Origin of the sequence: Rhizobium sp. WW_1 (genome assembly GCF_003610155.1) — a bacterium.
GTDB classification, from domain to species: Bacteria; Pseudomonadota; Alphaproteobacteria; order Rhizobiales; family Rhizobiaceae; genus Rhizobium; species Rhizobium tropici_A.
Genome location: NZ_RAIN01000002.1, coordinates 260,124 through 284,581 on the forward strand (window position 1 = coordinate 260,124; position 24,458 = coordinate 284,581).

Sequence of the window (24,458 nt, forward strand, 5' to 3'; positions counted from 1 at the left end):
TACTTTGATTTGCCCGTTTGCCGGGGCTTGACGAAAACACGCCAGGTATTAATTTAAACGGAGGCGCCTCCGTTTATCCGAGGTGTCCCTTGCTTCCTAATTCAGACGAGAGCCGACCATGACGCCAGAACTCCATCGGCCTCGTCTTCCTGAAAGAAACCCATAGCAACCGGTAGACCGACGGATAGTTTCTACTAGATTCCGCAGGTCTCATCTTCGTGACGATGGCAGGAGCTTATCATGACACGAACAATCCAGATCGCGCTCGACATCAACGGGCAGCGCCACGAGCTCGATATCGAGCCGCGTGTAACGCTACTCGACGCGCTGCGCGAACATCTTTCGCTAACCGGTACCAAGAAGGGCTGCGATCAAGGCCAGTGCGGCGCCTGCACCTGTCATATCGACGGCAAGCGCGTGCTCTCTTGTCTGACGCTTGCCGCGCAGGCCGAAGGGCGCGAGATCACGACGATCGAGGGGCTGACCGGCGAGGCTGGCGATCTGCATCCGGTGCAAGCCGCTTTCATCGAGCATGATGCCTTCCAGTGCGGCTATTGCACGCCGGGCCAGATCATGTCGGCGGTCGCCTGCATTCGCGAAGGACATGCCGGTTCGGACACGGAAATCCGCGAATACATGTCAGGCAATCTCTGTCGGTGCGGGGCCTATAACAGCATCGTCGCGGCGGTGCGCCAGGCAGCGGAGGTGGCATGATGCGAAACTTCTCCTATCTGCGCGCCACATCGACAGCCGAGGCCGCTCAGGCGGCACAACAGGCTGGCGCCGTGCTGCTTGCCGGCGGCACGACATTGCTCGATCTCGCCAAATGCGGCGTGGGTGAGCCCGATACGGTCATCGATATCACCCGTCTCTCCGGTATGAGCGGCATCACGGTCGACGCCGCCGGCGTAACGATCGGCGCGCTTGCCAGGATGAGCGAGGTTGCCGACCACGAGGAGATCCGCGCGGCCTTTCCGGCAGTTTCACAATCCCTGTCTCTGGCCGCCTCCGCCCAGCTTCGCAACATGGCGACGATCGGCGGCAATCTCCTGCAGCGGACACGCTGTTCCTATTTCCGCGATCCCGGCGCCTTTCCCGCCTGCAACAAGCGCAATCCTGGTTCCGGCTGTTCGGCGATCGGCGGCGTCACGCGCAATCACGCCGTGCTCGGAACGAGTGAGGCCTGCATCGCCTCCTATCCCGGCGATCTGGCGGTCGCTCTGGTCGCATTCGATGCCGTAGTCGAGACGGATAGCCGCAAGGTTGCTGTCGACGATTTCTTTCTCGCTCCCGGCGACACGCCGAACAGGGAAACGGTCCTGCAGCACGGCGAGATCATCACCGCCGTCACCATTCCTGCTTCCACGGCCGCTCGGAACTCGACCTACATCAAGGTCCGCGACCGGCAGTCCTATGAATTTGCCGCCGCGAGCGCCGCTGTTGGTCTGGAATTGGAAGCCGATGGCAGGACCGTCCGTGATATTCGCGTGGCGATCGGCGGGGTGGCCACCAGGCCCTGGCGGGCGAATGATGTCGAGCAGGCGCTGATCGGCAAGGCGCTCACTCCGGAGGCCGTCAAAGCGGCCAGCCGGCTTGCCATCAAGGGTGCCGTCTCCCACGGCGGTAACCATTACAAGATCGAACTTGCACCGCGCGTTATCGCTCGCGCCATTCTGACGATGGGAGGTCTCGCATGACCATGATGGAACCCCGCAAACGCGGCGATGCTTCCGACGGTACGGTCGGCGGTCGTCAGTCGCGCTTCGAAGGCAATATGAAGGTGACGGGTACCGCGACTTATGCGCTGGAATACCCGGTCGAAAATCTGGCCTATGCCGTCCTCGTCCAAAGCACGATTCCGGCTGGCCGCGTCGTCGAGGTCGATGCCTCGGCGGCGCTGGCAATGCCGGGTGTGCTTCTGGTGCTGACGCCGGAGGATGATCTCGGTCTTAAGCTTGCCGGCGACTGGGGCGGCAACAAGCCCGTCGACGGTCCCTATTATCCATTGCCGCGCGAGGTGCTCTTTAACGGGCAGTCGATTGCAGCCGTCGTGGCGGAAAGCCGCGAACTGGCGGCAGAGGCCGCCAGGCTGGTCCGCGTCACCTATGAAGAGAGCAGCCACGTCGCCGCCCTCAACGACCCGAATGCCGCTGAGGGCAAGCTCATGGAACCCCTCTCTTCCGCCTGGGGCGATGCCGAGGCGGCGCTTGCCGCTTCCCCGGTGCGGATCGAGGCTGAATATTCGACGCCGCGCGAATATCACGTCGCGATGGAGCCGCACGGGTTGACGGCAAAATGGGATGGCCACCAGCTGACGATCTGGGAACCGAGCCAGTGGTCGCACGGTATGGCGCGCATGTATTCCGAATGGTTCGACATGCCCTATGAAAACGTCCGGATCATCTCGCCCTTCATCGGCGGCGGCTTCGGATCGAAAGGGGTGCCGCTTGCCTATGGCGCGGTCGCGGTCGCGGCCGCAAGAAAGCTCGGCCGGCCGGTGAAGCTTGCGGTCACACGCCCGCAGAATTTCACGAGTTATGGTGGGCGTGCCGCGACCAGACAGAAGATCGCGCTCGGAGCGAGCGAGGATGGTATCTTGCAGGCGATCGTCCATCGCGGTGCCAGCGAAACCTCCATGGATGCAGACTGGCCGGAACAGACGGGGGCCGCAACGGCGGTCCTCTACAAGGTCGAGAATTTTTCCTCGCAGCACCGCGTCGTGCCGGTCAATAGCGTGACGCCGGGCGCCTTGCGTGGTCCGGGCAAGAACCCGAGCGCCTATGGCATCGAATGCGCGATCGAGGAACTGGCCTACAAGCTCGGCATGGACCCGCTCGAGCTACGGCTGAAGAACTATGCCGACCACGACTACCAGTCCGGCAAGCCGTGGTCGACGCGCCGGCTGCGCGAGGCGTTGACCGAAGGGGCGGAAGCTTTCGGCTGGTCGCGGCGCAGCCACGCGCCGCGCTCGATGCGCGACGGCAAGACGCTGATCGGCTGGGGCATCGGCTGCGGCACCTTCCCCGTCATCCGCGCACCGAGCGAAGCGATGATCCGCATTCTCGCGAACGGCCGAGTAGAGGTCGTCAGCGGCGCCATCGACATGGGGCAAGGGACCTATACGATCCTCGCCCAAAGTGCTGCGGAAGTGTTCGGCATCCCGGTCGATCAGGTTGAAGTGTATCTCGGCGATTCTCGTCTGCCGGGTGCGGCGATCGCCGGCGGTTCGATGCTGGCCGGCTCGATCATGGGAGCCGTCCACAAGGCAGCGGTCGCAGCCCGCGACGAACTCATCGGCCTTGCGCTCAGCGATGCCAATTCTCCCTTCCGCGAGACGGGTGCGAACACGCTGAATTTCGCCGAGGGGCGCATCGCAGCACCGCGCGGCGAGACGCCATCACTGACGCTGGCGGAACTGATGTCGGCGCTGAAACGCGAGGAAATCGAAGTCCGGCGCAACACCCTGCCTGACGGCGCGAACGCACAGGAGCAACTGCAGGCCTGGACCACCATGGCAAAGGTTCAGGGGCCGACCATGGGCGATTATTCCATGCACAGCTGGTGCGCGCACTTCGCTGAAGTGCGGGTCGACGAAGATTTCGGCACGGTGCGGGTTTCTCGCATGGTTTCCGCCTTCGATTGCGGCCGCCTCTACAATCCGAGACTGGTCGAAAGCCAGTGGCGGGGCGGCATCATCATGGGCATCGGCCAGGCACTTCTCGAGGAAGGCTTGATCGATCAGCGCAACGGCCGCACCGTCAACAACAATGTGGGCGATTACCTCGTGCCAACGAACTCCGACATTCCGGATATCCAGGTGATATCGGTCGGCGTGCCGGATCATCAGGCCTCGGCGCTCGGCGGCAAGGGCGTCGGCGAAGTCGGCATCGTCGGCGTGGCGCCGGCGATTGCCAATGCCGTGTTCCACGCGACCGGCAGACGCGTGCGCGACCTGCCGATCACATTGGAAAAGCTGCTCTAAGGGCAGAAAGGATTGAGCCGCAGCACCGCTTGCGGCTCAATCCCCGTCGCTATCATTTCGATTTCCGTTCGCGCGTGATTTCATCGAAAATATCTGCTCGACGAAATCGGCGAAAGCGCGTGCCTTAGCGCTCGCCAGCCGCCCCGTCGGAAAAAGCGCCCATAGATCGATCGGCGGCAGGTCCCAATCCTCCAGAATGCGGCGAACGGCGCCGGTCTCCAGCTCCAGCTGGAACATCCAGTCCGAAGCGATGGCCAGGCCGATATCGGCAAGCACGGCGGCGCGAATTCCTTCCGCAGCGCTGACGCGGAGGCGCCCGTTGACGACAACGGAGACCTCGGTCCCGCGCTGCTGGAAGGTCCAGCTATTGCTGAGTTGTGTATAGACGATCGCTTCATGGGCGACGAGATCGGCGGGAGCCAGAGGTGTGCCTGCATGTTCCAGATAGGCCGGTGTCGCGATCACCGAGCGCCGCCCGCGTGCGATCCGCCGCGCGATACTCGTAGAATCCGGCAAATCCCCCATCCTGAGAGCGAGATCTATCCCCTCCGAGACGAGATCGATGACTCGATCGTCGAGGATCACGTCGATCTCGAGATCCGGATGAAGCTTCAGGAATGCCGGCAATCGCGGCAAGATGAGCAACCGGGAAAAGGTTGTCGCCGCCGAAACGCGCAGGCGCCCGGAAAGGCCCGCTCCGACGCCACGCGCCTCCAGTTCCGCCTCGTCGGCCTCTCGGATGGCTGCCCGCGCCCTTTCATAGAAACGAAGCCCGGCATCGGTCGGGGTGAGTCCATGCGTCGAGCGTAGCAGGAGGCGGATCTGAAGCCGCTCCTCGAGCTGCGCGATGGTCTTCGATACGGCCGGCTGGCCGATCCCCAACTGTCTGGCCGCGCCGGAAAAGGAGCCGGTCTCCACGACCCGCACGAAGGTGGACATTGCCTGCAATCGATCCATGCCTATTCCTCCTGAGAATAGGCATTATCGCGACAAGCCGCCTGCCGCAACACAATTGGAATGAGCATACTCCTCTCCATCGGCGCACCACTGCACTTCTGGCAAGCCGTCGCCGAAAGCCGGAACAGCAAAGGAGTAGACCCATGTCCCTGCAAGCCAAACTCGACGCATTCAAAGCCGATTTCGAAGCCGGCAAGCCGCCGTACAATGTCCCGCCCGCAGTCATCGAGACCATGCGTCGCGCAACCGCCGAACTGATTGCCTCGGGCGCCGCGAAACGCGCTCTCAAGGCCGGCGACAAGATGCCTGGCTTCACGCTGTTGGACCCGGATGGCAATCCGGTGTCTTCGGCGGACCTTCTGAAACATGGCCCGCTCGTCATCAGCTTTTATCGCGGCGTCTGGTGCCCCTATTGTAATATGGAATTGCAGGCGCTCCAGGCTGCGCTGCCAGAGTTTCAGGCCCTTGGCGCCAGCCTTGTGGCGATCTCACCACAGAACCCCGTCAACAGCCGCAAATCGGTTCGCCAGAACGGCCTGAGCTTCCCGATCCTGTCCGATCCACATAATGATCTCGCTGCCGCCTTCGGCCTGCGCTTCGAGCTGCAGGACTATCTGGTCGAGCTCTACAAGAGCCTGAAGAACGATCTGCCCTCTTTCAACGGCGATCCGAGCTGGACCCTGCCGATGCCGGGCCGCTTCGTGGTCGGCCAGGACGGAACGATCCTCTATGCCGAGGTCAATCCCGACTATACCCGTCGCCCCGATCCCGAGGACATGCTGCCCGCTCTGCGGCGCGCTATCGATCTCGCGGCCTGATCTTCTCCGATGCGGCTCTTCCAGTCCATGGATAGAGCCGCATTTTCGCGCGGAACATCGCCGCCGACCAGAACGAGCGTTGCCTTTTCGGCAATGAAAATGCCGAAAATTGGTTCTTCTTCAGAACGCTTCCATTTGTCATAGTTCGTTGCAAGCGCCCTTGAGAGCGCAACGAGGCGAACGTCATGGCTTACGTAATCACCGAGCCCTGTATCGATACGAAGGATGGCGCCTGCACCGTCGCCTGCCCGGTGGATTGCATCTATGAAGGCGGGCGGATGTTCTACATTCACCCGGACGAGTGCATCAATTGCGGGCTCTGTCTCTCGGTCTGTCCCGTCGATGCCATCCTGTGGGATGAGGAAATGCCGGCGGAGCGGCTGTTCCTGCGTGACGTCAACCGCGACTTTTTCGCTGACGATGTTACCGGCTGGGGTGCGCCCGGCGGCTGGGACAAGAGCCGAACGACCAGCCTCGATCACCCATTCGTGGCCGGTTATGGCGGCACTCCCGGCGATCATTTGTAACGCGAAATAGCGGTTGATTGCGCAGCCTTGCTCGTGCCGGAAGCCCCACGGCCGCTTCTTGCGGCGTCAGGAGAGCCCGGACCACGTGGCGTAATAGGCGCGTGTCGCCGCCGACAAAGCGCCGACGAGAGGTCTTTGCTTCTCCAGTCTCGGCTGATCGGCTCTCGCCTGTGCGAGCAATTCGGCGAGGGCCGCGTCGAAGTCGATGCCCGTCAATTCCCCCCTGTGCATGACTTCCCGCCCGGCGACAAAAAGTCCTTTGGCATATTTTGCGCTCATACGGGTTAGCAGGACCTCCGCCTCGTCGACGTCATCGAACAGCGCCTCGGCAGTCAGGGCCCGATAGTCGATGACGGTGTAGTCTGCCGCATCCGCCGCGTTGACGACCTGACCACCGACCCGGGTTGCGGCATCGAAGATATGCCGAGCCGTCAATCGTCGGGTGAGGCTCCGCCCGCCCTGCAGGAGATAGAGGAGCCGCATCTCCCGCCAAAGATCCTGATCGTCATCCAGCCCGGTGCCGTCGAGGCCGATGGCAAAGGCGAGGCCGCCATTCTCCAGCGTCGATGCAATCGGGGCGACGCCCGAGCGAAGACGGAGATTGGCCGTGGGGTTGCTGACGAGTTGCACGCCGCGCGCGACAAGCAGTTCCAGTTCATCAGGGCGTAGTTGGACGCCATGAGCGACCGCGAGCCGCGGCGACAGGAAGCCAATTTTATCGAGATAGGTGACGACACCTTCGGGAAACCGCTGGTCGAGCCACAAGCGCTGTCGCGGACTTTCAAGCAGATGCATGTGGATGCGTCTGCCATGAAGCACGGAGGCCTCGGCTATCGCTTCCAGAAGTGCATTGGAGCACCATTGCGGCCCGATCGGCCCGTATTGCACATCGATCAATGGGTTCGTGTTTGCAGCGGCCACCGCCTCGACGGCTGAAAGCTGCGCGCGGATGGGCGCATAGGCTGGAATAGTCCCGGCAAGCGCATCCCAGTCCGCGGGGGATAGAAACGGCTGTAGCCGCTGCGGTCCACCGTCATAGGCCCAGGCGTCGTAGTCGAGGAGAGGGCAGGAGAGTGCAAGCCGAATGCCGATGTCGCCGGCGGCCCGCATGACTGCGCCTCCTTCGTCGACCAGACGATCGACATTGAGCGAGTTATGGCAATGCATCGTCGCGCCGACGCCGGTTCGAGCAAGCCGGCCGAAGGCGACAAGCGCTTCAAGATAAGGGTCGGTGCGCGGCCGCAGCCTGAGGCTCGGTATCCACACCTCAAGTGCGTCGTCGACAGCGCCGAAATCGAGAGTGCGGATGCCGTAGCCGTGGTCATGGGCATTCACGGGCGAAGGCAGGACTAGGTCGCCGGGCTCCAGGCGAAGGGATTGGAGCTCCCCCGGCAGATCCACCCGATCTGCGATCCTCTGGGCAGGCGCATGGCCCGGATTGAGCAACAACCGCATAGCCATGAACGTTTCCCTTATCGTGAGACCAGCGTGTTGATCTTGGCGGCGAACTTCGACAGTTCCTCGCCCATCGACTGGGCGACGACCTCTGTCGCATGGGTGAGCTGCCGGCGCCGCGACACGACGATGCCGACTTGCAGATCCTGCAGCTTCGATCCCGCAATCGAAAGGGCGACGGCATCGCCGGCCTCCAACTCGCGCAGCAAGCCAAGCGGCGTGAAGAAGGCGACGCCTTCGCCTGAAAGGATCATAGGTTTCAGCATCATCTGATTGTTCGTAGCGACCAGTGTCCGTCCGACGCGGTTGAGCGCGCCGAGCTCGACTGCGATCATCGAACTCATGACTTCGTTGTCGAGCTGCAGCAACATGTTGAACTGGGCGCATTCCTGCAGCGTCACGGACTTTTGCCGAGCCAGGGGATGGCTTTTGGCGACGATTGCCATCAGCGGCATGCGCACGCCATGGATCAGCTTCATGTCGTGCGGCCGGGCAAGATCGAAGGTGACGCCGATGTCGACGTCGCCTTCCGCCAGAAACCGGAAAATGTTGTTGTAATTATCGGTGCGGATGCGGAAATCCACGGCTGGATGCTTCTTGTGAAAGCCGGAGACGAACTCCGGCAGGAACTGGATTGCGAGACTGTCCAGGGCGGCGATATGGACGCGGCCGGTATTCTTGCCGTGGAGATCGCCGAGGTTGGACTTCATGATCTCATATTCGTGCAGCGTTTCCTTGGCGTGGCGCAGCACGATCTCGCCGGCAGACGTCAGTCGCAACCCGTCGGAAAAGCGCTCGAATAGCGGCGTTCCAAGCTCATCTTCCAATTTCTTGATCTGACGGCTGACGGCGGAGGTTGCGACGTGAAGCTCCTCAGATGCCTTGCGGATTGATCCGGAGCGCGCGACCTCGGCGAAATACTTCAGAATGCTGGCATGCATGAAAAGCCCTCGGCAATCTCGAAGCTATAGCATGCCTATCTGCCGCGCCAAACGGGCGCCCGCTTCTCCCGAAATGCCGATACACCCTCCATGGCATCCTCGCTTTTCAAGGCCTTGATGAGGGCCGGCGTTCTGAGCGCCTGCGCCTCGGCCGGGCTCAAATGCGCGGTGCGATTGACCGTCTGCTTGATCGCCCGCAGCGACAGCGGCGCGCAGGCGACGATGTCTGCGACCCAGCGATCGACCGCAGCGTCGAGTTCGCCGGCGGAGACGACTTCGTTGACGATGCCGTAGCTTGCCATTTCCTGTGCGCCGAACTGCCGTCCCGTCAGCATCACGGCCATGGCGCGGTTGAAGGGGATCTTGCGCTGCAAGAGCACCATGCCGCCATCGAGCGGCATGCGGCCGACACGTGCTTCGGGCAAGCCGAAGCGCGCCGTCTCGACTGCGATGACGATATCGCAGCCGAGTACCATCTCGAAGCCGCCACCTAGCGCATAACCATTGACGCGGGCGACAACAGGCACGTCGAGCGAGCGGCGGAAGGCGAGGCCGCCAAAACCGCTTTCCCGCCCGACGGTCCAGTAATCGACGCCCGAACTGCCGCTTCCGCCCTTCAGATCGGCGCCCGCGCAAAAGGCCTTCTCGCCGGAACCGGTCAGGACAACACAGCTGATGTCGTCGCGCCTCTCGATCTCTGTCCAGATCGCTTCCAGCCTCGCCTCGGTCTCGGCGTCGACCGCGTTCATCCGGTCGGGCCGGTCGAGCGTGACGCGGGCGACGCGGTCCTCTACTGTGAAGGAAACGCTCATGCGGCGTCTCCCTGCACTTCGGAAAGCGAGGCGAGAATTTCCTCATTATGCTGGCCGAGTCGCGGCGGCGAAATCCGCACCGTCACCTGAGCGGCCGACATGTCGATCGGCGAACCGATCAGGCGGATCGGACCAGCGGCCGTTTCGCCCGCCTCGAGGATCATCTTGTTGATGATGGTTTGCTCGTCCTTCAACGCCTCGGGGAGCGAACGTACCGGTGCGCAGAGAATGTCCACGCCCTCCAGTCGCGCGATCCAATGCGCGGTGCTGTTTTTGGCGAAGTTCTCGCGGAAGATCGCCTGCAGTTCCGGTCGCCGCGCCATCTGCGCGTCAAAATCCTTATATTGCGGATATTGCGAGAGATCTTCGATCTCAAGCGCTTCGCAGATGTCGCGCAAGGGATTTGGCTTGAAGGCGCCGACCATGACAATTGCGCTGTCGGTCGTTTCGAAGACGCCTGTCAGCGGGAAGGCGCCCCAGTTCAGGTCCTTCTGGCGCATCAGATGCGTCGTGCCTTCCTGCATCTGCATGGCGATCATGGAGTTGTACAGGCTGACGGCGACCTGCTGTCCTTCGCCTGTCTTGTCGCGTTGCAGAAGCGCCAGGAGAATACCCTGGACGAGGTGCATGCCGGCCGAGTAGTCGGCAAGCGGCGTTGCATAGATCGAGGTCGGGTGGCTATTGTCGGACTTGCGGCGCATGACGCCGGAAACCGCTTGCGCCAACACGTCCTGCCCGCCCTTGTGCTGATAGGGACCGGTCAGCCCGAAGCCCGTGCCGACCGCATAGATCAGCCGCGGATTGATCGTCTTCAAATCCTCATAACCAAAGCCCATGCGCTCCATGACGCCGGGCCGGAAGTTGTTGACGACCACATCGGCTGTCTCGAGCAGCGCCTGGACCGTCTTGCGGGCGTTGGCCTCCTTCAGATCGAGCGCCAGGCTCTTCTTGTTGCGGTTCAGGGAGCAGAAGACCGGGTTGTTGAGCCCGTCCGGATCGGAGCCGAGCGACCAGCGCGATAGATCGCCGATCTTCACCTTCTCGATCTTGATGACTTCGGCGCCATAATCGGCCAGCACCTGCGTGCAGGAGGGGCCGAGCATGACCTGTGTGAAGTCGATCACGCGGATTCCGTCGAGTGGCAAGGTGGTCATTCTGCAGCCTCCAAATATGTCGCGTTCTCCGAGGGGATGTCGCCTGGATCGGCACCCTGGGCTCGCATCTGTTTCTGAATTGCCCGGATATCGGCCTTGCGAACGGTCGTTCCGGCATTAAGTGCGACAGTCGCGGCCACACCCGCAGCCTCGCCCATCGCCATGCAGGGCGGGATTTCGCGGCTGGATTTCTGCGCTTGCGGCGTTGACGAGTAATGACGGCCGGCAACGATCAGCTGGTCGATTTCCTTCGGCAGCATGGCTCGGTAGGGCGTGTAATAATCGCGGCCGCGGCAGACCGTGTCGGCGAAATGGCGGCGGGTCATGACGTCGTCCTTCGTCACGACATAGTCTCCTTGCAGCAGCCGTGTCTGGCGCACGCCGGTCTGCGGCGCGAAATCGACGACATAGGCATTTTCGAAGCCCGGCATCTTTTCTCGGGCGAAATCGAGCAGCTTGGCGATCCGCGAGCGGCCTTCCATCTCAGCCTTGGTCAAGTCATCGACCTTCAGGCCGCTTAAGGTCGGCATGTGCGGGCAGTTCAGCCAGACGACCCCGGGGAGTGGCGTCTTCAGCCACCAGAAGGACCAGCAACCGCCGATCAGCCGCTTGGCTTCATGATCGAGCGCCTTGAACGCTTCCGGCTCCTGCTGCTCGAAACGCTCCGCCGCTTCCGTATCGACGCCGCCCCAGCGCGACACCGTCGTCAGAATGAAGTTGGATTCGACGTGGGAAGCGCCGGCACTCGCGGCCACGTCGAGATCGCCTGTCGTGTCGATAACAACATCGCCGAGGATCGCCTGCATGCCTTCCTTGGTCTGGCAGATGACGCCTTTGATCGCTCCACCTTCGACGATTGCTGAGGAGAACCAGCTGTGGGCTCTGAGCTTGATCCTGGATTCCGCGATCATGTCGTAGGCGGCGCGCTTGAAGGCGTCGGGATCGAAGGCGGCGGAAAAGCAGATCGGATGTGGCATCGATTGCGTGTGGAAATCGAAAAGGCCCCAGCGCGCCCAGCGCTGCCAGGCCTCCGGCGTGTCGCGGAATTCGATCAGCCGGTCACGGTCGGTGGGCGTTACGCACAGATCCCAGCGCTTCATGCGCTCGATCATCTCCATGCAGATGCCGCGCACCGTGATTTCGAGCTCGTTGATCATGTCGTCGAGCACCAGCACCATGCCACCGGCGGCAAGGCCGCCGACATAGGGATAGCGTTCGAGAAGTGTGACGCTCGCGCCATTGCGTGCCGCCGACACGGCTGCGGCAATCCCTGCCGGGCCGCCGCCGACCACGACGACATCGGAGCGATCGACGACACGGATATCCCGTGCAGGCTGGTGAATAACCTGTTCCATTGGAGTTCCCTCGATGTTTTCTTAAGGCTTTAGTGTTGGCCGGCCGGTTTCCAGCGGATCATCTTCGTCTCGGCGATCGAGACGATGAAGAAGAGGATCACGGCAAGCAGCGCGGCAATGACGACTGTTGCGTAAAGCAGCGGCGAGCGGAAATTGTAGGTCGCCTCGATGATGAGAGCGCCAAGCCCGAAGCTGGAGCCGATCCATTCCGCCACGATCGCTCCCATGACGCTGCTTGTGGCGGCGATCTTCAAGGCGGCGAAGAGGAATGGCAGCGAGCTTGGCAGGCGGACTTTCCAGAGGATCTCGGAGTTGCTGGCTGATAGTACCCGCATCAGGTCGAGCATGGCGGGGCTGGCGGAGCGGAGGCCCTGAACCATGTTGACCAGCGTTGGGAAGAAGCAGATCAGGCCGGCGATGATGATCTTCGGGGCGACGCCGTTGCCGAAGATCAAAACGAGGATCGGCGCGAGCGCAATGATCGGGATCGCCTTGACGAAGACGGCGATCGGATAGAAGGCCCTCTCGGCGGTGGCGCTATGGACGAACCAGATGGCCAGCAGGATGGCGATGAGATTGCCGAAGACGAAGCCGAGAACAGCCTCGAGCACCGTTGGCAGGACGTTTCGCGTCAGCGTCGCGGCATTGTCGCGAAAGGCATAGAGGACGTCGAGCGGGCTTGGCGCCATGAAGGTCGGGATCTTGAAGATCCAGATGACCGCCTGCCACAGCACGATGCAGCCGAGTGCGGCAAGGATTGCCGGCATATGCGAGGAAAGGACGCCGACCGTTGCGTCGAGGATGGCGACCTTGCGGGGCGCCTTGGCGATGCGGCCGATGTCGGAGTGGACGGCGTTGCTCATATGCATTCCTCCAGCAGCGCGCGAAGATGCGCCGTCGCCTTGATGAAATCGACCGTGTCGCGCATCGCAAGCGAGCGCGGATAGGGCAGGTCGACCTTCATGAATTCCTTCACCCTGCCCGGGTGGGCCTGCAGCATCAGCACGTGCTGACCGAGGAAGACCGCTTCCGGGATGGAGTGGGTGACGAAGACGATGGTCGTGCCGGTTTCGCGCCAGATGCGCAGGAGCTCCTCGTTGAGCTTATCGCGGGTGATTTCGTCCAGCGCGCCGAAAGGCTCGTCCATCAGCAGGATGCGCGGCTTGGTGACAAGAGCGCGGGCGATAGCGACGCGCTGGCGCATGCCGCCGGACAATTCATGCGGCAGGGCATTCTCCCGTCCCTTCAGGCCGACGAGAGCGAGTAGCTCCATGGGATCCGCATAGGCGCTCTTGTCGTGCTTGCCGACTTCCAGCGGCAGGCGAACGTTGTCGATGACGCTGCGCCACGGCAGAAGCGTCGCCTCCTGGAAGACGAAGGCAAAGTCACGACCCTGACGTGCCTCGCGCGGCGGGCGGCCGAACACCGAAACCGAACCATCGCTGATATGGACGAGATCGGCGATACAGCGCAGCAATGTCGACTTGCCGCAGCCGGAAGGCCCGAGCATCGTGACGAACGACCCCTCGGGAATGTCGACGGAGACATTGGAGAGGGCGGTAAACTCATTGCCCTTGTCGCCGAAGCGGATGTCGAGATTGCGAATGGAAACGGCAAGCCGTGCCGTTTCGACGGCCGGTGCTGGCTGCGGCTGTTTGATGGTAGCGGCGCTCATCATGGCGTTCACCCGATCTGCTTGCGGATTTCAGTCGTCGCGTCGAGGATCGCCATGGTGGCGACATCGTCGACGGTCGGCGTGGCCCCCGTAAACTGCTTGAGATCGGCGTATGCCTTGATCTGGGCGGCCCAATTGTCCTTGTTCATCGCGCCCCAACCGGTCTGCTTGGTGCTATCGCCGAAGGAGAAATCGATGACCGGACGGACGGCTTCGAGTTCGCTCGCCTTGTCGAGATTAGGATAGGCGTCGACCAGCATGTCGACGGCTTCTTCCGGATGGTCTCGCACATAGCCCCAACCCTTGGCGGCGGCCGTGGTGAAGCGCACCAGCACGTCGGAGTGCTTGTCCAGCTGTTCGTCGGTCGTATAGTAGACGTTGGCGTAGAGCTTCAGGCCGGCATCCCACAGCATCATGTCGACGCGTTCGTCGCCAAGCACCTTCAAGGCATTGGTGTTCGTGACCCAGCCGGTGACGGCATCGGCCTGACCGGTGATCAGCTGGTTCATGTCCGAACCCATGTTGACCATTTTCACCTTGTCTTCGGGGATACCGTTTTGAGCGAGCAGCGCGCGCAGCAGGATGAAGGCGGTCGGCTGCGTGGCGATCGTTTTGCCGATCATATCCTTTGGCTCGCGGATCGGCGATTTCTTCAGCGAGAAATATGTAAATGGATGCTTACGATATCCGGCCAGAAACGCCTTGACCGGCATGCCGGCCGAGCGCGCGAGCATAACGGAGGGGCTCGAGGAAATCTGGCCGATCGTGGATTGCCCGGCCGCGACACCGGCGACGCCATCGACATTCGGGCCGCCTGGGACGATGGTGAGATTGATGCCCTGCTCGCTGAAAAAGCCCTTTTTCTGGGCGGCGACTTCGCCGAGCAGGCCGTTTGAGGCGAGCCAGCCGAGCTGCATGCGGACTTCGGCAACATCGGCCGCCTTGCCGGCGCGGATGCCGACGAAGGTCTGCGTTGCGGCAAGACCTCCGACAAGTGCAGCATTGGACAGGAAACGGCGGCGGTTCATCATGAATTGAGACATTCTGACAGTTCCCCTGTTGATTGGGCGATCGGACTTTTCGTCTCGTTATCCACCAATCGCCGGATGATGGGGGAATTCAGCGTTCTAATAAAGAACAATTATGCGCACTATCGATTGCCGAAAAGGCAACGGTCGCCGCGGCGCCGATCATGATCCGCCGTCCGTGTTCACCAGGAAAGGGCTACTCTGCTCGGCCGTCGATTGGGCGGCTCAATGCCGTGCCGGATATTCGAGCTGCAGCGCGACGATGTCAGATGTTCGCGCACCATAACGGGTAGCGATCTCCGACAGTGTCCAATCTAGCGCCCGGGCCGATGGAAGTGCGGGAACCGCTATGACAGAGGCATCGGTGGCGGACGAAAGATCCGGGACAAGAACGAGGCCGTGACGCGAACGGATGGATTTGGCGGTCTCGGCAATGACGGCTTGCGAACGGTAGGTTCTCGACCACGCATCCGCCGTCAGCGCCAAGGCGATTTCGTCGAAGCCATCCTGAGCGGGAAGGCGAATGGTCTCGTGGTTCCAGAAGGCAAGGGTGTTGCTCGCGAAGCGCCAGAGGCGGCTCGTGGTCATGTGGAACGGCGCGGAATCGTGCATACTGTTCCAATCGCCGACGCCCATGCGGGCAGCTAGCGAGCGCGCCTGCTGCGGGCCGGCAATGGCCTCCACGAGCGCCAGCGAGGCGGGGATCGAGGCCGTGACGCCGGTGGTACTCATGACATTGCCGTCAACGACATAGCGCTGGTCATGAACCCACTGGGTTTGCGCGAAGGCAGCGCGCAGCTTGTCGAAGGCATACCAATGGGTGGTGGCGCGCTTGCCGTCGAACACACCGGCCCTTGCCGCAAGCCATGCACCCTCGCAGATCGAAACGATCATTGCCCGCTTGGAGGATTGTTTCCGGACCCAGGCGATGACCTCGCGGCTGCTGTCATCATGCATGGCGGGAACGATGACGATATCGGCGCCCTCGGGATGGTCTCGGTCGAACTCCGACATCGTCGTGTCGGGGTTGATCTTCAACGCCGGCATCAGGTTTACGATGCCGGCATGTGTGGAGACAATTGCCACATCAGCAACATCGGCGCTGCGGATGACGCCGTAGGGGATGATGAGGTCCGTGGTCTCCGTGCCTCTGTTGTCGGCGATGATCGCAACGAGAGGTCGCGTCCGCCCGGCTTTTAATGGAGCGAGCCGAATGACATTTTCCGCTGCTATGGCGGTTCTCTCCGAAGCCAAAATCATGGCCGAGAATGTAAGCAGGGCGAGAAGCAGAATTCTGAAATAGATGCGATACATGGCGTTTGTCCGGAATTGTGATGACGCACCTCGAAAAATATCGGCCGCCCCGTCTGGCGGAAATGTCAAAGATATCGCATTTTTCGCCAATGTCGGATTCTGGACTTCTCCCAAGGCGCATCGCCGTCATCGGCTATGATGGTGTACAGGCGCTTGATATCGTCGGGCCGATGGAAGTTTTCGCGATGGCGAATTTCCATTTGCCGGAGGGCACGCGGCCCTACGAGGTTCTGCTAGCCTCGCCGGCGGGCGGTGCGCTGAAGAGCAGCTCTGCGGGCGGGTTGGTGTTCGGCGAGACCATAGGCCTTGAGCAACTGCCTGCCGATCTGGATACGATCATCGTCGCCGGCGGCAGCGAGGACGGCCTTCGCCAGGTCATATTTCAAACTGGCCTGCTCACCTGGCTGCAATCGCGCGTAAAGCCCACCAGACGCCTGGCGAGTGTTTGCACCGGTGCATTCATACTGGCGGCTGGCGGCTTTCTCGATGGCAGGCGTGCCACCACCCACTGGAACTCCTGCTCTCTGTTGAAGGAGTTACGCCCGCAGATCGACGTCGAGCCCGATGCCATTTTCGTGGCGGCGCCACCGGTTTTTACCTCTGCCGGAATTACCGCCGGCATAGATCTGTGTCTGGCGCTGGTCGAGGCTGACTGTGGCCCCAAGACGGCTCTGGCCGTTGCGCGGCAGATGGTGTTGTTCATGCGTCGGCCGGGCGGACAATCGCAGTTCAGCACCGGTCTCGCGCTCCAGGCAAAAGCGACGCCGCGTTTGCGCCAGCTTCTGAGCGAGATCATCGACGATCCCACGGGGGATTTATCTGGCTCTGCTCTTGCCAGCCGGGTGGGCATGACGGAGCGCACATTTTCGCGCAGCTTCCGCAAGGAAACCGGAACCACGCCGGCGCAATTCGTGGAAGCTGCACGGCTGGACCGGGCCAAGGCGCTTCTCGAGAACTCTGACTGGCCGCTGGCCCGCATCGCCGAGCGCTCCGGATTTTCAAGTCTCGACACCCTGCACAGGGCATTTCTCAAGCATCTTGCCGTAACGCCCGGCTTCTATCGGGCGCGTTTCGGGGTAGGAGCAGGCGTGTAGATCAGGCCTTGCCCCGGCCGATCCCATAAGTCAGCGCCAGCGCACCGACGAGGACGGCGCCCTTGATGAAGTCCTGGGTATAATAGGGTGCATTCAGCATCGTCAGGCCATTGAGAAGCACGCCGACGAAGACCGCGCCGATTGTCGTGCCGAGCACGTTGGGGCGACGCAATCCGAGTACGGCAAAACCGATGAGCGAGGCTGCAACGGAATCCATCAGCAGCGAGGCGCCGGAGGAGACATCGCCGCGACCGACGCGGGCGGCGATGATGATGCCGCCGAGCGAGGCCAGTACGCCCGAGAGGACATAGGCAAAGGTCTTCAGGCGCGCGACATTGGCGCCGGCGAGCCGCGTCGCGGTTTCATTGCCCCCGGTCGCGTAGAGAAGGCGGCCAAGACGCGTGCGCTCGGTGAGGACATGGAGCACGAGGGCCACGACAAGCATCAGAATGACGGGAAAAGGGATCGTGCCGAACAGGCTTGAACGTCCTATCGTCAAAAAAGCCGGATCGACCTTGCCGGTTGCCGTCGTCCCATCGGGAAGGATGAGGCCGACGGAGATCGAGCGCCCCGCCGTCGGGATCAGTTGCAGTCCCGTCAGGAGGAACATGGTGGCAAGCGTCGCCAGCAGGTCTGGAACCTTCAGCCTGACGATCAGGAGCGCGTTGGCGAGCCCGACGATCGCACCGAAGGCAAGCACCAGCGGCACGGTTTCATAGGCGTTGAGATTCCATACGATCATGGCATAGCTGGCGGTCATGACGCTGGAGGCGGCGACCGCGCCGACGGAAAGATCGAAGCCGCCGATCGCAAGCGTCACCGTGACGCCGGCACCAATGATGGCGACGACTGAAACGGCCTGCAGAATGCTCATCAGGTTGTTGATGTTGATGAAGGCCGGCTGGGTGAAACCGAAGATGACGACAAGGGCGAAGAGGAGAAAAAACACCGCTCCCCGCCGCACGAATTCCTGCGGCGATATCGCCCGGCTCGCTGGCTTGATCTGTTGCGGAATCTCCGCTGTACCGTCACTCATCGGGCATATTCCTCGTTCTGTCGACCATCGGCCTTCGCGTCGGTGACATCTTTCAGGCCATGACGTTCCATCACCAGCACCCGGTCAGCGACTTCCAGCGCCTCTTCCGGGTCGGATGTCGCGATCAAGGTGGCGCGGTCGGTATAGGCGCGGATGGCGGCGATAATGTCTTGGCGGGCGCCGACATCGACGCCCTGGAAAGGCTCGTCGAGCAGGAGCAGCCGGCTCGGCTCGGCCTCCCAGCGGGCGAGCACAACCTTTTGCTGATTGCCGCCGGAAAGCGACCAGACCGACGTCTCGGGGCCAGGGGCCTTTATGCCGAGTCGCCGAATGGCCTTTTCTCCCTCGCGGCTTTCTCGCCCGGACAACAGGAAGCTCCAGGGATACCAATGCTTCAGGTGTGGTAGGCTGATCGTCGCCGCAATGCTCTCCCCCGGCCAGTCCGACGGCATGAGCGACGAGCGATGTCGGTCGGCGGCGGCCATGACGACGCCCCGCGCGATCGCATCGGCAGGCGAGGTGGGTCGAAACGCCGTGCCATCCACAAATGCCTCGCCTGCCGCAAAACGTTCGAGGCCGAAGAGAGCCGACAGAAGTCGGCTCTTGCCGGCGCCGAGAACGCCGGTGATGGCGACGACTTCGCCGGCATGGAGCTTGAGATCGATCGGCGGACTGTCGGCAAGCAGTCGCGCAGCCCGGAGCTCCAGTACGGTCTGGTCGAACTGTTCGCGGCGATGGGGGCGGGCCGCTTTCATGGAGCGGCCGATCATTGTCTCGATGGCGGCCTCGAAGTCGATCGGATGCGAGAAGGCACCGACATTGCGGCCGCCGCGCAGGACGACCACACGATCGGCAAGGGCATCGAGATCCGCTGTGCGGTGCGAAATATAGAGAATGCCGAGACCGCGGGCTTTCAGCCGGCGAACAATATCATAGAGGCGGGCCGTTTCGCGCGCCGAGAGGCTTGCAGTGGGCTCGTCGAGGATCAACAGCTGCGCGTTGTTGGAGAGGGCGCGTGCAATGGCAACCATCTGCCGGTCTGCAATGCCGAGATCGCCAAAATCCCGGTCGAGCGGCAGGTCGAAACCGGTCTCCGACAGGATGGTTTCCGCCTTTCGCCGCACCGAACGTCTTGAAAGAAAGAAGGCTTGGCGCCCGTCAACGAATTGGTTGAGCAGCAGCGCGTCCGCGACGGAGAGACCGGCCACACCGACGACGTCGGTCGATTGATGGACGGTGACGATGCCCCGCGCGGTTGCCTCGGCCGGGTGTTCGGGGCGATAATCATCGCCGTTCCATATGATCCTGCCAGAATCGGCATGGTGAATGCCGGAAAGAATCTTCACCAGCGTCGACTTGCCTGCGCCATTCGCGCCCATCAGCGCGACGACCTCGCCGCGATCGACGGTCAGCGATGCTCCCGCCAAAGCCTGTGTCGAGCCGAAAGCAAGCGAGAGATTTTGGGCATCCAGCAAGGTCATGAGCAAGGGTTCGATGATCGTTGCGATACTCGTAAGCCACTACCGGCCGATCACAAGGACAGGCCTTTCTTTGTTTACTTATTCTATAGAATATATTTTTATCTGGTTTCGTTTCGGTTTGGTACTCGTCTCGATGAGGTCGGCGACGAGCTCAGATGAGCGATCTCCGATGATGTCGCCCTGAGTTTAATTTGTCCGAAATATCCGGCGAACCGGAAAACTCTTTCTTTAATCTACTAATTTTATAGACAATATAAAACCATTAAATATCAAGAATTTCTGTCGCGGCAACAGCGTTCGTGTCGCGCGTGCAGATATGCGCCAGGAGTTTTCATGGACACAGTGCTCTACCTTGCCTCCCTTGCAACGCGACCCAGTCGCGCTGTAACCAAACGCATCTGGTCGATCCTGCAGCATTTCCTGGCAAGCCTGATGGTGCTGCTTTCCCTTTTGCTATTGCTGCATGCTCTTTGTGGAAGCTGAGAGCCCACGCTTTGATCATCAGGAGGCGACTGAATCAAGGCAAAGAAAAAGCCCGGCGTACCGTTTCTGAACGCCGGGCCTTTAAGCTGTTACTTGATGCTGTTCAGATCGACACCCTTGGTTTCGCGAACGAAGATAAGGCCGATGACGAGGGTCATCGCGGCAATCGCGATCGGATACCAAAGGCCATAGTAGATATCGCCCTTGGCAGCACTCATGGCGAAGACCGTTGCCGGAAGCAGGCCGCCGAACCAGCCGTTGCCGATATGATATGGCAGCGACATGCCGGTATAGCGGATGCGGGTCGGGAACATCTCCACCAGGATCGCGGCGATCGGTCCGTAGACCATGGTCACGTAGATCACGAGGATCGTCAGGATCAGGATGGTCAGCGGCCAATTGATAGCCGCGGGATCGGCAACCATCTTGAAGGCACCGCCATTGGCGATGGTGTAGACCGGCATATCGGTGGCGCCACCAGCTTGATCCGCCGTCAGAAGCTTCGCCTTGACGAGATCCGCGACCGGGGTGACGGTCTTGTCGCCCGCCCGCACAGTTGCCGCGTTTAGCCCGAGTTCGGGGTTGGCGGCGATGAAGGCATCGAGCTTCGCGTCCGGTACCTTGGCCGGATCGCGTGCCAGCGGGAAACCGGCCTTCTGCAGGGCGAGGTTCATGTCATGCGTGAATGCTGCGCTCTTGGCCGCTGCGCCGGCGCCGGCCGCCGCTGCGTCGTACGACGTTATCGTTGCGTCGCCGACCTTGATGGTTGCTGGCTGGCCTGCCGGACCTTCGGCAACCGTATAGGGCACGGACGTCCTCGAGAGGAAGGACGTGGCAATGTCGCACGAGTTGTTGAACTTGGCCGTTCCCACAGGATTGAACTGGAATGTGCAATCGCCAGGAGCTGCCGTCACTGTGGCCCGGACCGTTTGTTCGGCTTGGGCGAGTGCCGGGTTTGCCGCGTTGGTCAACGCCTTGAACAGCGGGAAGTAGGTCAGGATTGCCAGGGCAAGTCCGGCCATGATGATCGGCTTGCGGCCGATCTTGTCGGAAAGCCAGCCGAAGAACACGAAGAAGCCGCTGCCGATCAGGAGCGCGATAGCGATCATGATGTTGACGGACTGGCCGTCGACCTTCAGCACGTTCTGTAGGAAGAACAGCGAATAGAACTGGCCCGCATACCAGACAACAGCCTGACCGGCGGTAAGGCCAAGCAGTGCGATCAGGGCGATCCTTGCATTCTTCCACTGACCGAAGGCTTCGGAAAGCGGCGCTTTGGAGCCCTTGCCCTCTTCCTTCATTTTCTTGAAGGCCGGCGATTCACTAAGGGATAGCCGGATCCAGACGGAAATGCCGAGGAGGATGAAGGACAGGATGAACGGGATACGCCATCCCCATGCGGCAAACGCGTCCTTGCCCAGCCAGTTCTGTACCACCAGGATCACGATCAGCGACAGGAACAGCCCGAGCGTTGCCGTCGTCTGGATCCAGGAGGTGTAGAAGCCACGCCGATTATTGGGCGCATGTTCGGCGACATAGGTCGCAGCACCGCCATACTCGCCGCCGAGGGCCAGGCCCTGCAGCATGCGCAGTATGATCAGAATGACCGGGGCTGCGAGACCCCAGCTCGCCGAGCCGGGCAGGATACCCACCAGGAATGTCGACAAGCCCATGATGAGGATCGTGACCAGGAAGGTATATTTGCGGCCGACGAGATCGCCGATCCGTCCGAAAACCAGCGCGCCGAACGGCCGGACCAGGAAGCCTGCTGCGAAAGCGAGCAATGCGAAAATGTTGCGGGTTGCTTCAGGATAGTCGCTGAAAAAGGTCGCGCCGATGAAGGCGGCCAGAGATCCATAAAGGTAGAAGTCGTACCATTCGAACACGGTCCCGAGGGAGGAGGCGAAGATGACCTTCTTCTCTTCCCTGGTCATGCCTTGACCATTCGTCTCGGCCACGGACGTGGTTGCCATTAATCAGTCCTCCCAATTGCACCAGGGACATGGTCAAAAGACCCGTGTCATGTCCCCCTTAATGACATTACGCAGGACTTTCCCGCCGATGGGCGCGGAAAGTCGCGCCAGTGGATGCTCTCCTGATTTCCTCCCCCAGGAGATCACGCACCTGATGCACGAGCGAGTTTTCGCTAAAAATTGAAAATTGCAATGCCTGCAACCGGTGCGGCTCATGGAAATCTGTGTGTAAGTATCAAGAAATACGCATATGTCTTCGACCGGTATCGCAACGACGGTCCGGCACCGGCAAAAGCCGTGCCGGGAGCGGGGAAACATGACGCGTCCGCTACCGTTTGCTGATGTGATTCCGGAGCCTTTCATGCCTGTTTCAGGCCGCTTGTAGCCGCAGGCGCCGCATCGGCGGAAAGGCAAGCGCGATGGCGGCTGCCCCGAGCCCCACCATGGACGAGCCGATGAAGAGCCAGGAATAATTGGCGAAGGTATCGAATATCCAGCCGCCGATCAAAGGTCCGGCTGCCATGCCGATGCTCGAGAGCATCGATGCCGCGCCGAAGACGGTACCGATGACGCGAGGCCCGAAATATTCGCGCGCCAGCACGGCATAAAGAGGCATGACGCCGCCATAGGCGCTGCCGAAGACGACCGCCAGCGCATAGAACTCGCCGAGTTCGCTGACCAGGAGATAGGTAGCGAGTGCTGCCGCCTGCACCAGAAGGCCGGCGACTAGCACCGGCTTGACGCCGAGCCGATCAGCCAGCGTTCCGTAGAGAAGCCGGCCGCCGAGGCCGGCGAGCCCTTCGACGCTATAGATGCTGACGGCGGCCATCGGTCCCACGCCGCAGATGGTGGCGTAGCTGACCATGTGGAAGATCGGGCCGGAATGAGCGGCGCAGCAGGCAAAGAAGGTCGCGCCGAGGACGAGGAATTGCGGTGAACGGAAGATACGGCCAAGCGGCAGGTTTTGTTCTTCCCTTTGTCCGTCCGCTCCCGAGGCTTCGGCAAGAACGGGCGCCTGCCGCACCAAGAGTGCCGCCGGTATGAGCAGAACCCACGCCATGATGCCGATGACGAGCATGGCCAAGCGCCAGTCATAGGCCGAAATCAGATAGCGGGCGAAGGGCGACACCGTCATCGGAGCGACGCCCATGCCGGCCGATACCAGCGATACCGCGAGACTTCTGCCCTCGTCGAACCATGCGGTTGTCGCGGCGATCATCGGCGCGAAGAAGGCGCTGGCGGCAAGGCCGACAAGGATGCCATAGGTCAGCTGAAATTGCAGAAGCGAACCCGCCCGGCTCGCCAGGACAAGCGCAAGCCCGAGCAGCAGGGCGCCTGCTATCACCACGATGCGGACGCCGAAGCGATCGCTTGCAGCGCCCCAGGCGAAGGCGCCGAAGCCCATGGTAAGGAAATTAAGCGTCATGGCGGCGGCGATGCCGGCATGCGACCAGCCTGTATCGGCAGCGATCGGCACCTGGAAGATCGCCAAGGAAAACATCGCGCCGAGCGCGACGCAGGTCATCAACGCGCCGGCGCCGACAATCACCCAACGATAGGACGAACTCATTTTGCAGCTCCCTTCATCCGGTTCAGCCCACGACGCGAAGGATCGGGTGGTCACCTTTCGCGGCATGTCTGGAATAAAGACGATTGCATCGGGATGATTTCGACATTGTTGCCCGAAAATGTTGTTCCGCGCGATCCACGGGCCACATATGTCCGTGCCAGATGCCGTTCCATACCTTGAGTAGATCAACACCCCTGCGACGGTTGGTTCTCCAGGGCTTCGGCAGAAGGCCCTGTCTGCGACTGACAGCTGTTTCGCGGGGCAGCGGGTCCAGGCTGATGATCAGCCGTGCTCAGCCGAGTTCCTGTGCTAGTCCGATGAGAACCCCTTCCGGCCCACGGATGTAACAGAGCCGATACGCATCCTCATACTGGACGACTTCGCCCGCGAGCTGTGCGCCGTGCCTGCGGAGCCGTTCAAGTGTCTCGTCGATGTCGTCCACCGCGAACATGACACGGAGGTAGCCTAGGGCGTTGACCGGGGCGTTCCGGTGATCCGCGATGACAGGCGGCCTGAGGAAGCGGGAGAGCTCGATCCGGCTGTGGCCGTCCGGCGTGCGCATCATGGCGATCTCGACACGCTGATCGCCGAGGCCCGTTATGCGTCCGGCCCATTCCCCTTCGATCGTGGCCTGTCCTTCGAGCTCGAGGCCAAGTTCGCGAAAGAAATCAATCGCGCCTCCGAGATCCTCGACGACGATTCCCACGTTGTCCATTCGCTTGAGAGCCATATTCCCAATCTCCAAGGTGCCGTTCCACTCTACAGGCTGTCGCCTGATCCAACAACGGACGAGCGAGGTTTGC

At 61.6% G+C, this 24,458-nt stretch carries 22 protein-coding genes; 7 read left to right on the plus strand and 15 right to left on the minus strand.

Annotated features, from left to right (window positions below; all coding sequences use genetic code 11):
- Positions 1-240: 240 nt before the first annotated feature.
- Genes BJ928_RS08655 through BJ928_RS08665 form a run of 3 tightly spaced genes read left to right on the plus strand, consistent with a single transcriptional unit; the run spans position 241 to position 3,982 of the window.
- Entirely contained in the window at positions 241-714 is a 474-nt protein-coding gene (locus BJ928_RS08655) for a (2Fe-2S)-binding protein (RefSeq protein ID WP_047631866.1), read from the plus strand.
- On the plus strand, positions 714-1,697 hold the full coding sequence (locus BJ928_RS08660) for a xanthine dehydrogenase family protein subunit M (protein WP_047631953.1): 984 nt from the start codon (positions 714-716) through the stop codon (positions 1,695-1,697). Before BJ928_RS08655 ends, BJ928_RS08660 begins: the two co-directional genes overlap by 1 nt.
- Positions 1,694-3,982, plus strand: coding sequence for a xanthine dehydrogenase family protein molybdopterin-binding subunit (locus BJ928_RS08665; RefSeq protein WP_047631865.1), 2,289 nt, complete (start codon positions 1,694-1,696; stop codon positions 3,980-3,982). The genes BJ928_RS08660 and BJ928_RS08665 overlap by 4 nt, the downstream gene beginning before the upstream one ends.
- A gap of 36 nt (positions 3,983-4,018) precedes the next feature.
- On the opposite strand, the gene BJ928_RS08670 is transcribed toward BJ928_RS08665, so the two are convergent.
- Complete coding sequence (locus BJ928_RS08670; protein WP_052227720.1) at positions 4,019-4,939, minus strand: LysR family transcriptional regulator; 921 nt, start codon at positions 4,937-4,939, stop codon at positions 4,019-4,021.
- A gap of 143 nt (positions 4,940-5,082) precedes the next feature.
- On the opposite strand from BJ928_RS08670, the gene BJ928_RS08675 reads away from it, so the two are divergent.
- Both BJ928_RS08675 and fdxA read left to right on the plus strand, forming a co-directional pair.
- Positions 5,083-5,757: a peroxiredoxin-like family protein gene (locus BJ928_RS08675; protein WP_047631864.1), complete on the plus strand. Its 675-nt coding sequence runs from the start codon at positions 5,083-5,085 to the stop codon at positions 5,755-5,757.
- Between the two features lie 185 nt (positions 5,758-5,942).
- Complete coding sequence (gene fdxA, locus BJ928_RS08680) at positions 5,943-6,284, plus strand: ferredoxin (protein ID WP_047631863.1); 342 nt, start codon at positions 5,943-5,945, stop codon at positions 6,282-6,284.
- A gap of 66 nt (positions 6,285-6,350) precedes the next feature.
- Here the strand turns inward: fdxA and BJ928_RS08685 are convergent, their stop codons facing one another.
- The 9 genes from BJ928_RS08685 to BJ928_RS08725 form a co-directional block, all read right to left on the minus strand.
- Positions 6,351-7,745: an amidohydrolase family protein gene (locus tag BJ928_RS08685; protein WP_047631862.1), complete on the minus strand. Its 1,395-nt coding sequence runs from the start codon at positions 7,743-7,745 to the stop codon at positions 6,351-6,353.
- An 11-nt stretch (positions 7,746-7,756) separates the two neighbouring features.
- Positions 7,757-8,680: a LysR family transcriptional regulator gene (locus BJ928_RS08690; protein WP_047631861.1), complete on the minus strand. Its 924-nt coding sequence runs from the start codon at positions 8,678-8,680 to the stop codon at positions 7,757-7,759.
- 35 nt (positions 8,681-8,715) lie between these two features.
- Positions 8,716-9,492, minus strand: coding sequence for an enoyl-CoA hydratase-related protein (locus BJ928_RS08695; protein ID WP_047631860.1), 777 nt, complete (start codon positions 9,490-9,492; stop codon positions 8,716-8,718).
- Positions 9,489-10,646 (minus strand): CaiB/BaiF CoA-transferase family protein, encoded by a 1,158-nt coding sequence (locus BJ928_RS08700; protein ID WP_047631859.1) that lies wholly within the window; start codon positions 10,644-10,646, stop codon positions 9,489-9,491. Before BJ928_RS08700 ends, BJ928_RS08695 begins: the two co-directional genes overlap by 4 nt.
- Entirely contained in the window at positions 10,643-12,001 is a 1,359-nt protein-coding gene (locus BJ928_RS08705; RefSeq protein WP_047631858.1) for an FAD-dependent oxidoreductase, read from the minus strand. Before BJ928_RS08705 ends, BJ928_RS08700 begins: the two co-directional genes overlap by 4 nt.
- Before the next feature lie 29 nt (positions 12,002-12,030).
- Complete coding sequence (locus BJ928_RS08710; protein ID WP_047631857.1) at positions 12,031-12,864, minus strand: ABC transporter permease; 834 nt, start codon at positions 12,862-12,864, stop codon at positions 12,031-12,033.
- Positions 12,861-13,679: an ABC transporter ATP-binding protein gene (locus tag BJ928_RS08715; RefSeq protein ID WP_047631951.1), complete on the minus strand. Its 819-nt coding sequence runs from the start codon at positions 13,677-13,679 to the stop codon at positions 12,861-12,863. Before BJ928_RS08715 ends, BJ928_RS08710 begins: the two co-directional genes overlap by 4 nt.
- A 5-nt stretch (positions 13,680-13,684) precedes the next feature.
- Positions 13,685-14,719 carry an ABC transporter substrate-binding protein gene (locus BJ928_RS08720; RefSeq protein WP_047631856.1) on the minus strand — a complete coding sequence of 345 codons (1,035 nt, stop codon included), beginning with the start codon at positions 14,717-14,719 and terminating at the stop codon, positions 13,685-13,687.
- 210 nt (positions 14,720-14,929) lie between these two features.
- Complete coding sequence (locus tag BJ928_RS08725) at positions 14,930-16,018, minus strand: DJ-1/PfpI family protein (protein WP_047631855.1); 1,089 nt, start codon at positions 16,016-16,018, stop codon at positions 14,930-14,932.
- 20 nt (positions 16,019-16,038) lie between these two features.
- On the opposite strand from BJ928_RS08725, the gene BJ928_RS08730 reads away from it, so the two are divergent.
- Positions 16,039-17,112, plus strand: a complete 1,074-nt coding sequence (locus BJ928_RS08730) for a helix-turn-helix domain-containing protein (protein WP_245432260.1) — start codon at positions 16,039-16,041, stop codon at positions 17,110-17,112.
- Position 17,113: 1 nt separating this feature from the next.
- On the opposite strand, the gene BJ928_RS08735 is transcribed toward BJ928_RS08730, so the two are convergent.
- Positions 17,114-18,148: an ABC transporter permease gene (locus tag BJ928_RS08735; RefSeq protein WP_047631854.1), complete on the minus strand. Its 1,035-nt coding sequence runs from the start codon at positions 18,146-18,148 to the stop codon at positions 17,114-17,116.
- Positions 18,145-19,629, minus strand: coding sequence for a sugar ABC transporter ATP-binding protein (locus BJ928_RS08740; protein ID WP_047631853.1), 1,485 nt, complete (start codon positions 19,627-19,629; stop codon positions 18,145-18,147). The genes BJ928_RS08735 and BJ928_RS08740 overlap by 4 nt, the downstream gene beginning before the upstream one ends.
- A gap of 333 nt (positions 19,630-19,962) precedes the next feature.
- Between BJ928_RS08740 and BJ928_RS38770 the strand changes: the two genes are divergently transcribed.
- A complete protein-coding gene (locus BJ928_RS38770) occupies positions 19,963-20,112 on the plus strand; it encodes a hypothetical protein (protein WP_156151443.1) in 150 nt (49 codons plus the stop codon).
- A gap of 89 nt (positions 20,113-20,201) precedes the next feature.
- Here BJ928_RS38770 and BJ928_RS08745 read toward each other — a convergent pair whose 3' ends face one another.
- The 3 genes from BJ928_RS08745 to BJ928_RS08755 all read right to left on the minus strand — a co-directional run bounded on the left by BJ928_RS08745 (position 20,202) and on the right by BJ928_RS08755 (position 24,385).
- Positions 20,202-22,085: an MFS transporter gene (locus BJ928_RS08745; RefSeq protein ID WP_047631852.1), complete on the minus strand. Its 1,884-nt coding sequence runs from the start codon at positions 22,083-22,085 to the stop codon at positions 20,202-20,204.
- 370 nt (positions 22,086-22,455) lie between these two features.
- Positions 22,456-23,655 (minus strand): MFS transporter, encoded by a 1,200-nt coding sequence (locus BJ928_RS08750; RefSeq protein ID WP_047631851.1) that lies wholly within the window; start codon positions 23,653-23,655, stop codon positions 22,456-22,458.
- 292 nt (positions 23,656-23,947) lie between these two features.
- A complete protein-coding gene (locus tag BJ928_RS08755) occupies positions 23,948-24,385 on the minus strand; it encodes a VOC family protein (RefSeq protein ID WP_047631850.1) in 438 nt (145 codons plus the stop codon).
- Positions 24,386-24,458: the final 73 nt, after the last annotated feature.

What these genes read in the sequence shown, in the direction of transcription:
- BJ928_RS08655 (WP_047631866.1), top strand. Translation starts at nt 241, where the DNA reads ATGACACGAACAATCCAGATCGCGCTCGACATCAACGGGCAGCGCCAC.
- BJ928_RS08660 (WP_047631953.1), top strand. Translation starts at nt 714, where the DNA reads ATGCGAAACTTCTCCTATCTGCGCGCCACATCGACAGCCGAGGCCGCT.
- BJ928_RS08665 (WP_047631865.1), top strand. Translation starts at nt 1,694, where the DNA reads ATGACCATGATGGAACCCCGCAAACGCGGCGATGCTTCCGACGGTACG.
- BJ928_RS08670 (WP_052227720.1), bottom strand. Translation starts at nt 4,939, where the DNA reads ATGGATCGATTGCAGGCAATGTCCACCTTCGTGCGGGTCGTGGAGACC.
- BJ928_RS08675 (WP_047631864.1), top strand. Translation starts at nt 5,083, where the DNA reads ATGTCCCTGCAAGCCAAACTCGACGCATTCAAAGCCGATTTCGAAGCC.
- fdxA (WP_047631863.1), top strand. Translation starts at nt 5,943, where the DNA reads ATGGCTTACGTAATCACCGAGCCCTGTATCGATACGAAGGATGGCGCC.
- BJ928_RS08685 (WP_047631862.1), bottom strand. Translation starts at nt 7,745, where the DNA reads ATGGCTATGCGGTTGTTGCTCAATCCGGGCCATGCGCCTGCCCAGAGG.
- BJ928_RS08690 (WP_047631861.1), bottom strand. Translation starts at nt 8,680, where the DNA reads ATGCATGCCAGCATTCTGAAGTATTTCGCCGAGGTCGCGCGCTCCGGA.
- BJ928_RS08695 (WP_047631860.1), bottom strand. Translation starts at nt 9,492, where the DNA reads ATGAGCGTTTCCTTCACAGTAGAGGACCGCGTCGCCCGCGTCACGCTC.
- BJ928_RS08700 (WP_047631859.1), bottom strand. Translation starts at nt 10,646, where the DNA reads ATGACCACCTTGCCACTCGACGGAATCCGCGTGATCGACTTCACACAG.
- BJ928_RS08705 (WP_047631858.1), bottom strand. Translation starts at nt 12,001, where the DNA reads ATGGAACAGGTTATTCACCAGCCTGCACGGGATATCCGTGTCGTCGAT.
- BJ928_RS08710 (WP_047631857.1), bottom strand. Translation starts at nt 12,864, where the DNA reads ATGAGCAACGCCGTCCACTCCGACATCGGCCGCATCGCCAAGGCGCCC.
- BJ928_RS08715 (WP_047631951.1), bottom strand. Translation starts at nt 13,679, where the DNA reads ATGATGAGCGCCGCTACCATCAAACAGCCGCAGCCAGCACCGGCCGTC.
- BJ928_RS08720 (WP_047631856.1), bottom strand. Translation starts at nt 14,719, where the DNA reads ATGTCTCAATTCATGATGAACCGCCGCCGTTTCCTGTCCAATGCTGCA.
- BJ928_RS08725 (WP_047631855.1), bottom strand. Translation starts at nt 16,018, where the DNA reads ATGTATCGCATCTATTTCAGAATTCTGCTTCTCGCCCTGCTTACATTC.
- BJ928_RS08730 (WP_245432260.1), top strand. Translation starts at nt 16,039, where the DNA reads ATGACGCACCTCGAAAAATATCGGCCGCCCCGTCTGGCGGAAATGTCA.
- BJ928_RS08735 (WP_047631854.1), bottom strand. Translation starts at nt 18,148, where the DNA reads ATGAGTGACGGTACAGCGGAGATTCCGCAACAGATCAAGCCAGCGAGC.
- BJ928_RS08740 (WP_047631853.1), bottom strand. Translation starts at nt 19,629, where the DNA reads ATGACCTTGCTGGATGCCCAAAATCTCTCGCTTGCTTTCGGCTCGACA.
- BJ928_RS38770 (WP_156151443.1), top strand. Translation starts at nt 19,963, where the DNA reads ATGGACACAGTGCTCTACCTTGCCTCCCTTGCAACGCGACCCAGTCGC.
- BJ928_RS08745 (WP_047631852.1), bottom strand. Translation starts at nt 22,085, where the DNA reads ATGGCAACCACGTCCGTGGCCGAGACGAATGGTCAAGGCATGACCAGG.
- BJ928_RS08750 (WP_047631851.1), bottom strand. Translation starts at nt 23,655, where the DNA reads ATGAGTTCGTCCTATCGTTGGGTGATTGTCGGCGCCGGCGCGTTGATG.
- BJ928_RS08755 (WP_047631850.1), bottom strand. Translation starts at nt 24,385, where the DNA reads ATGGCTCTCAAGCGAATGGACAACGTGGGAATCGTCGTCGAGGATCTC.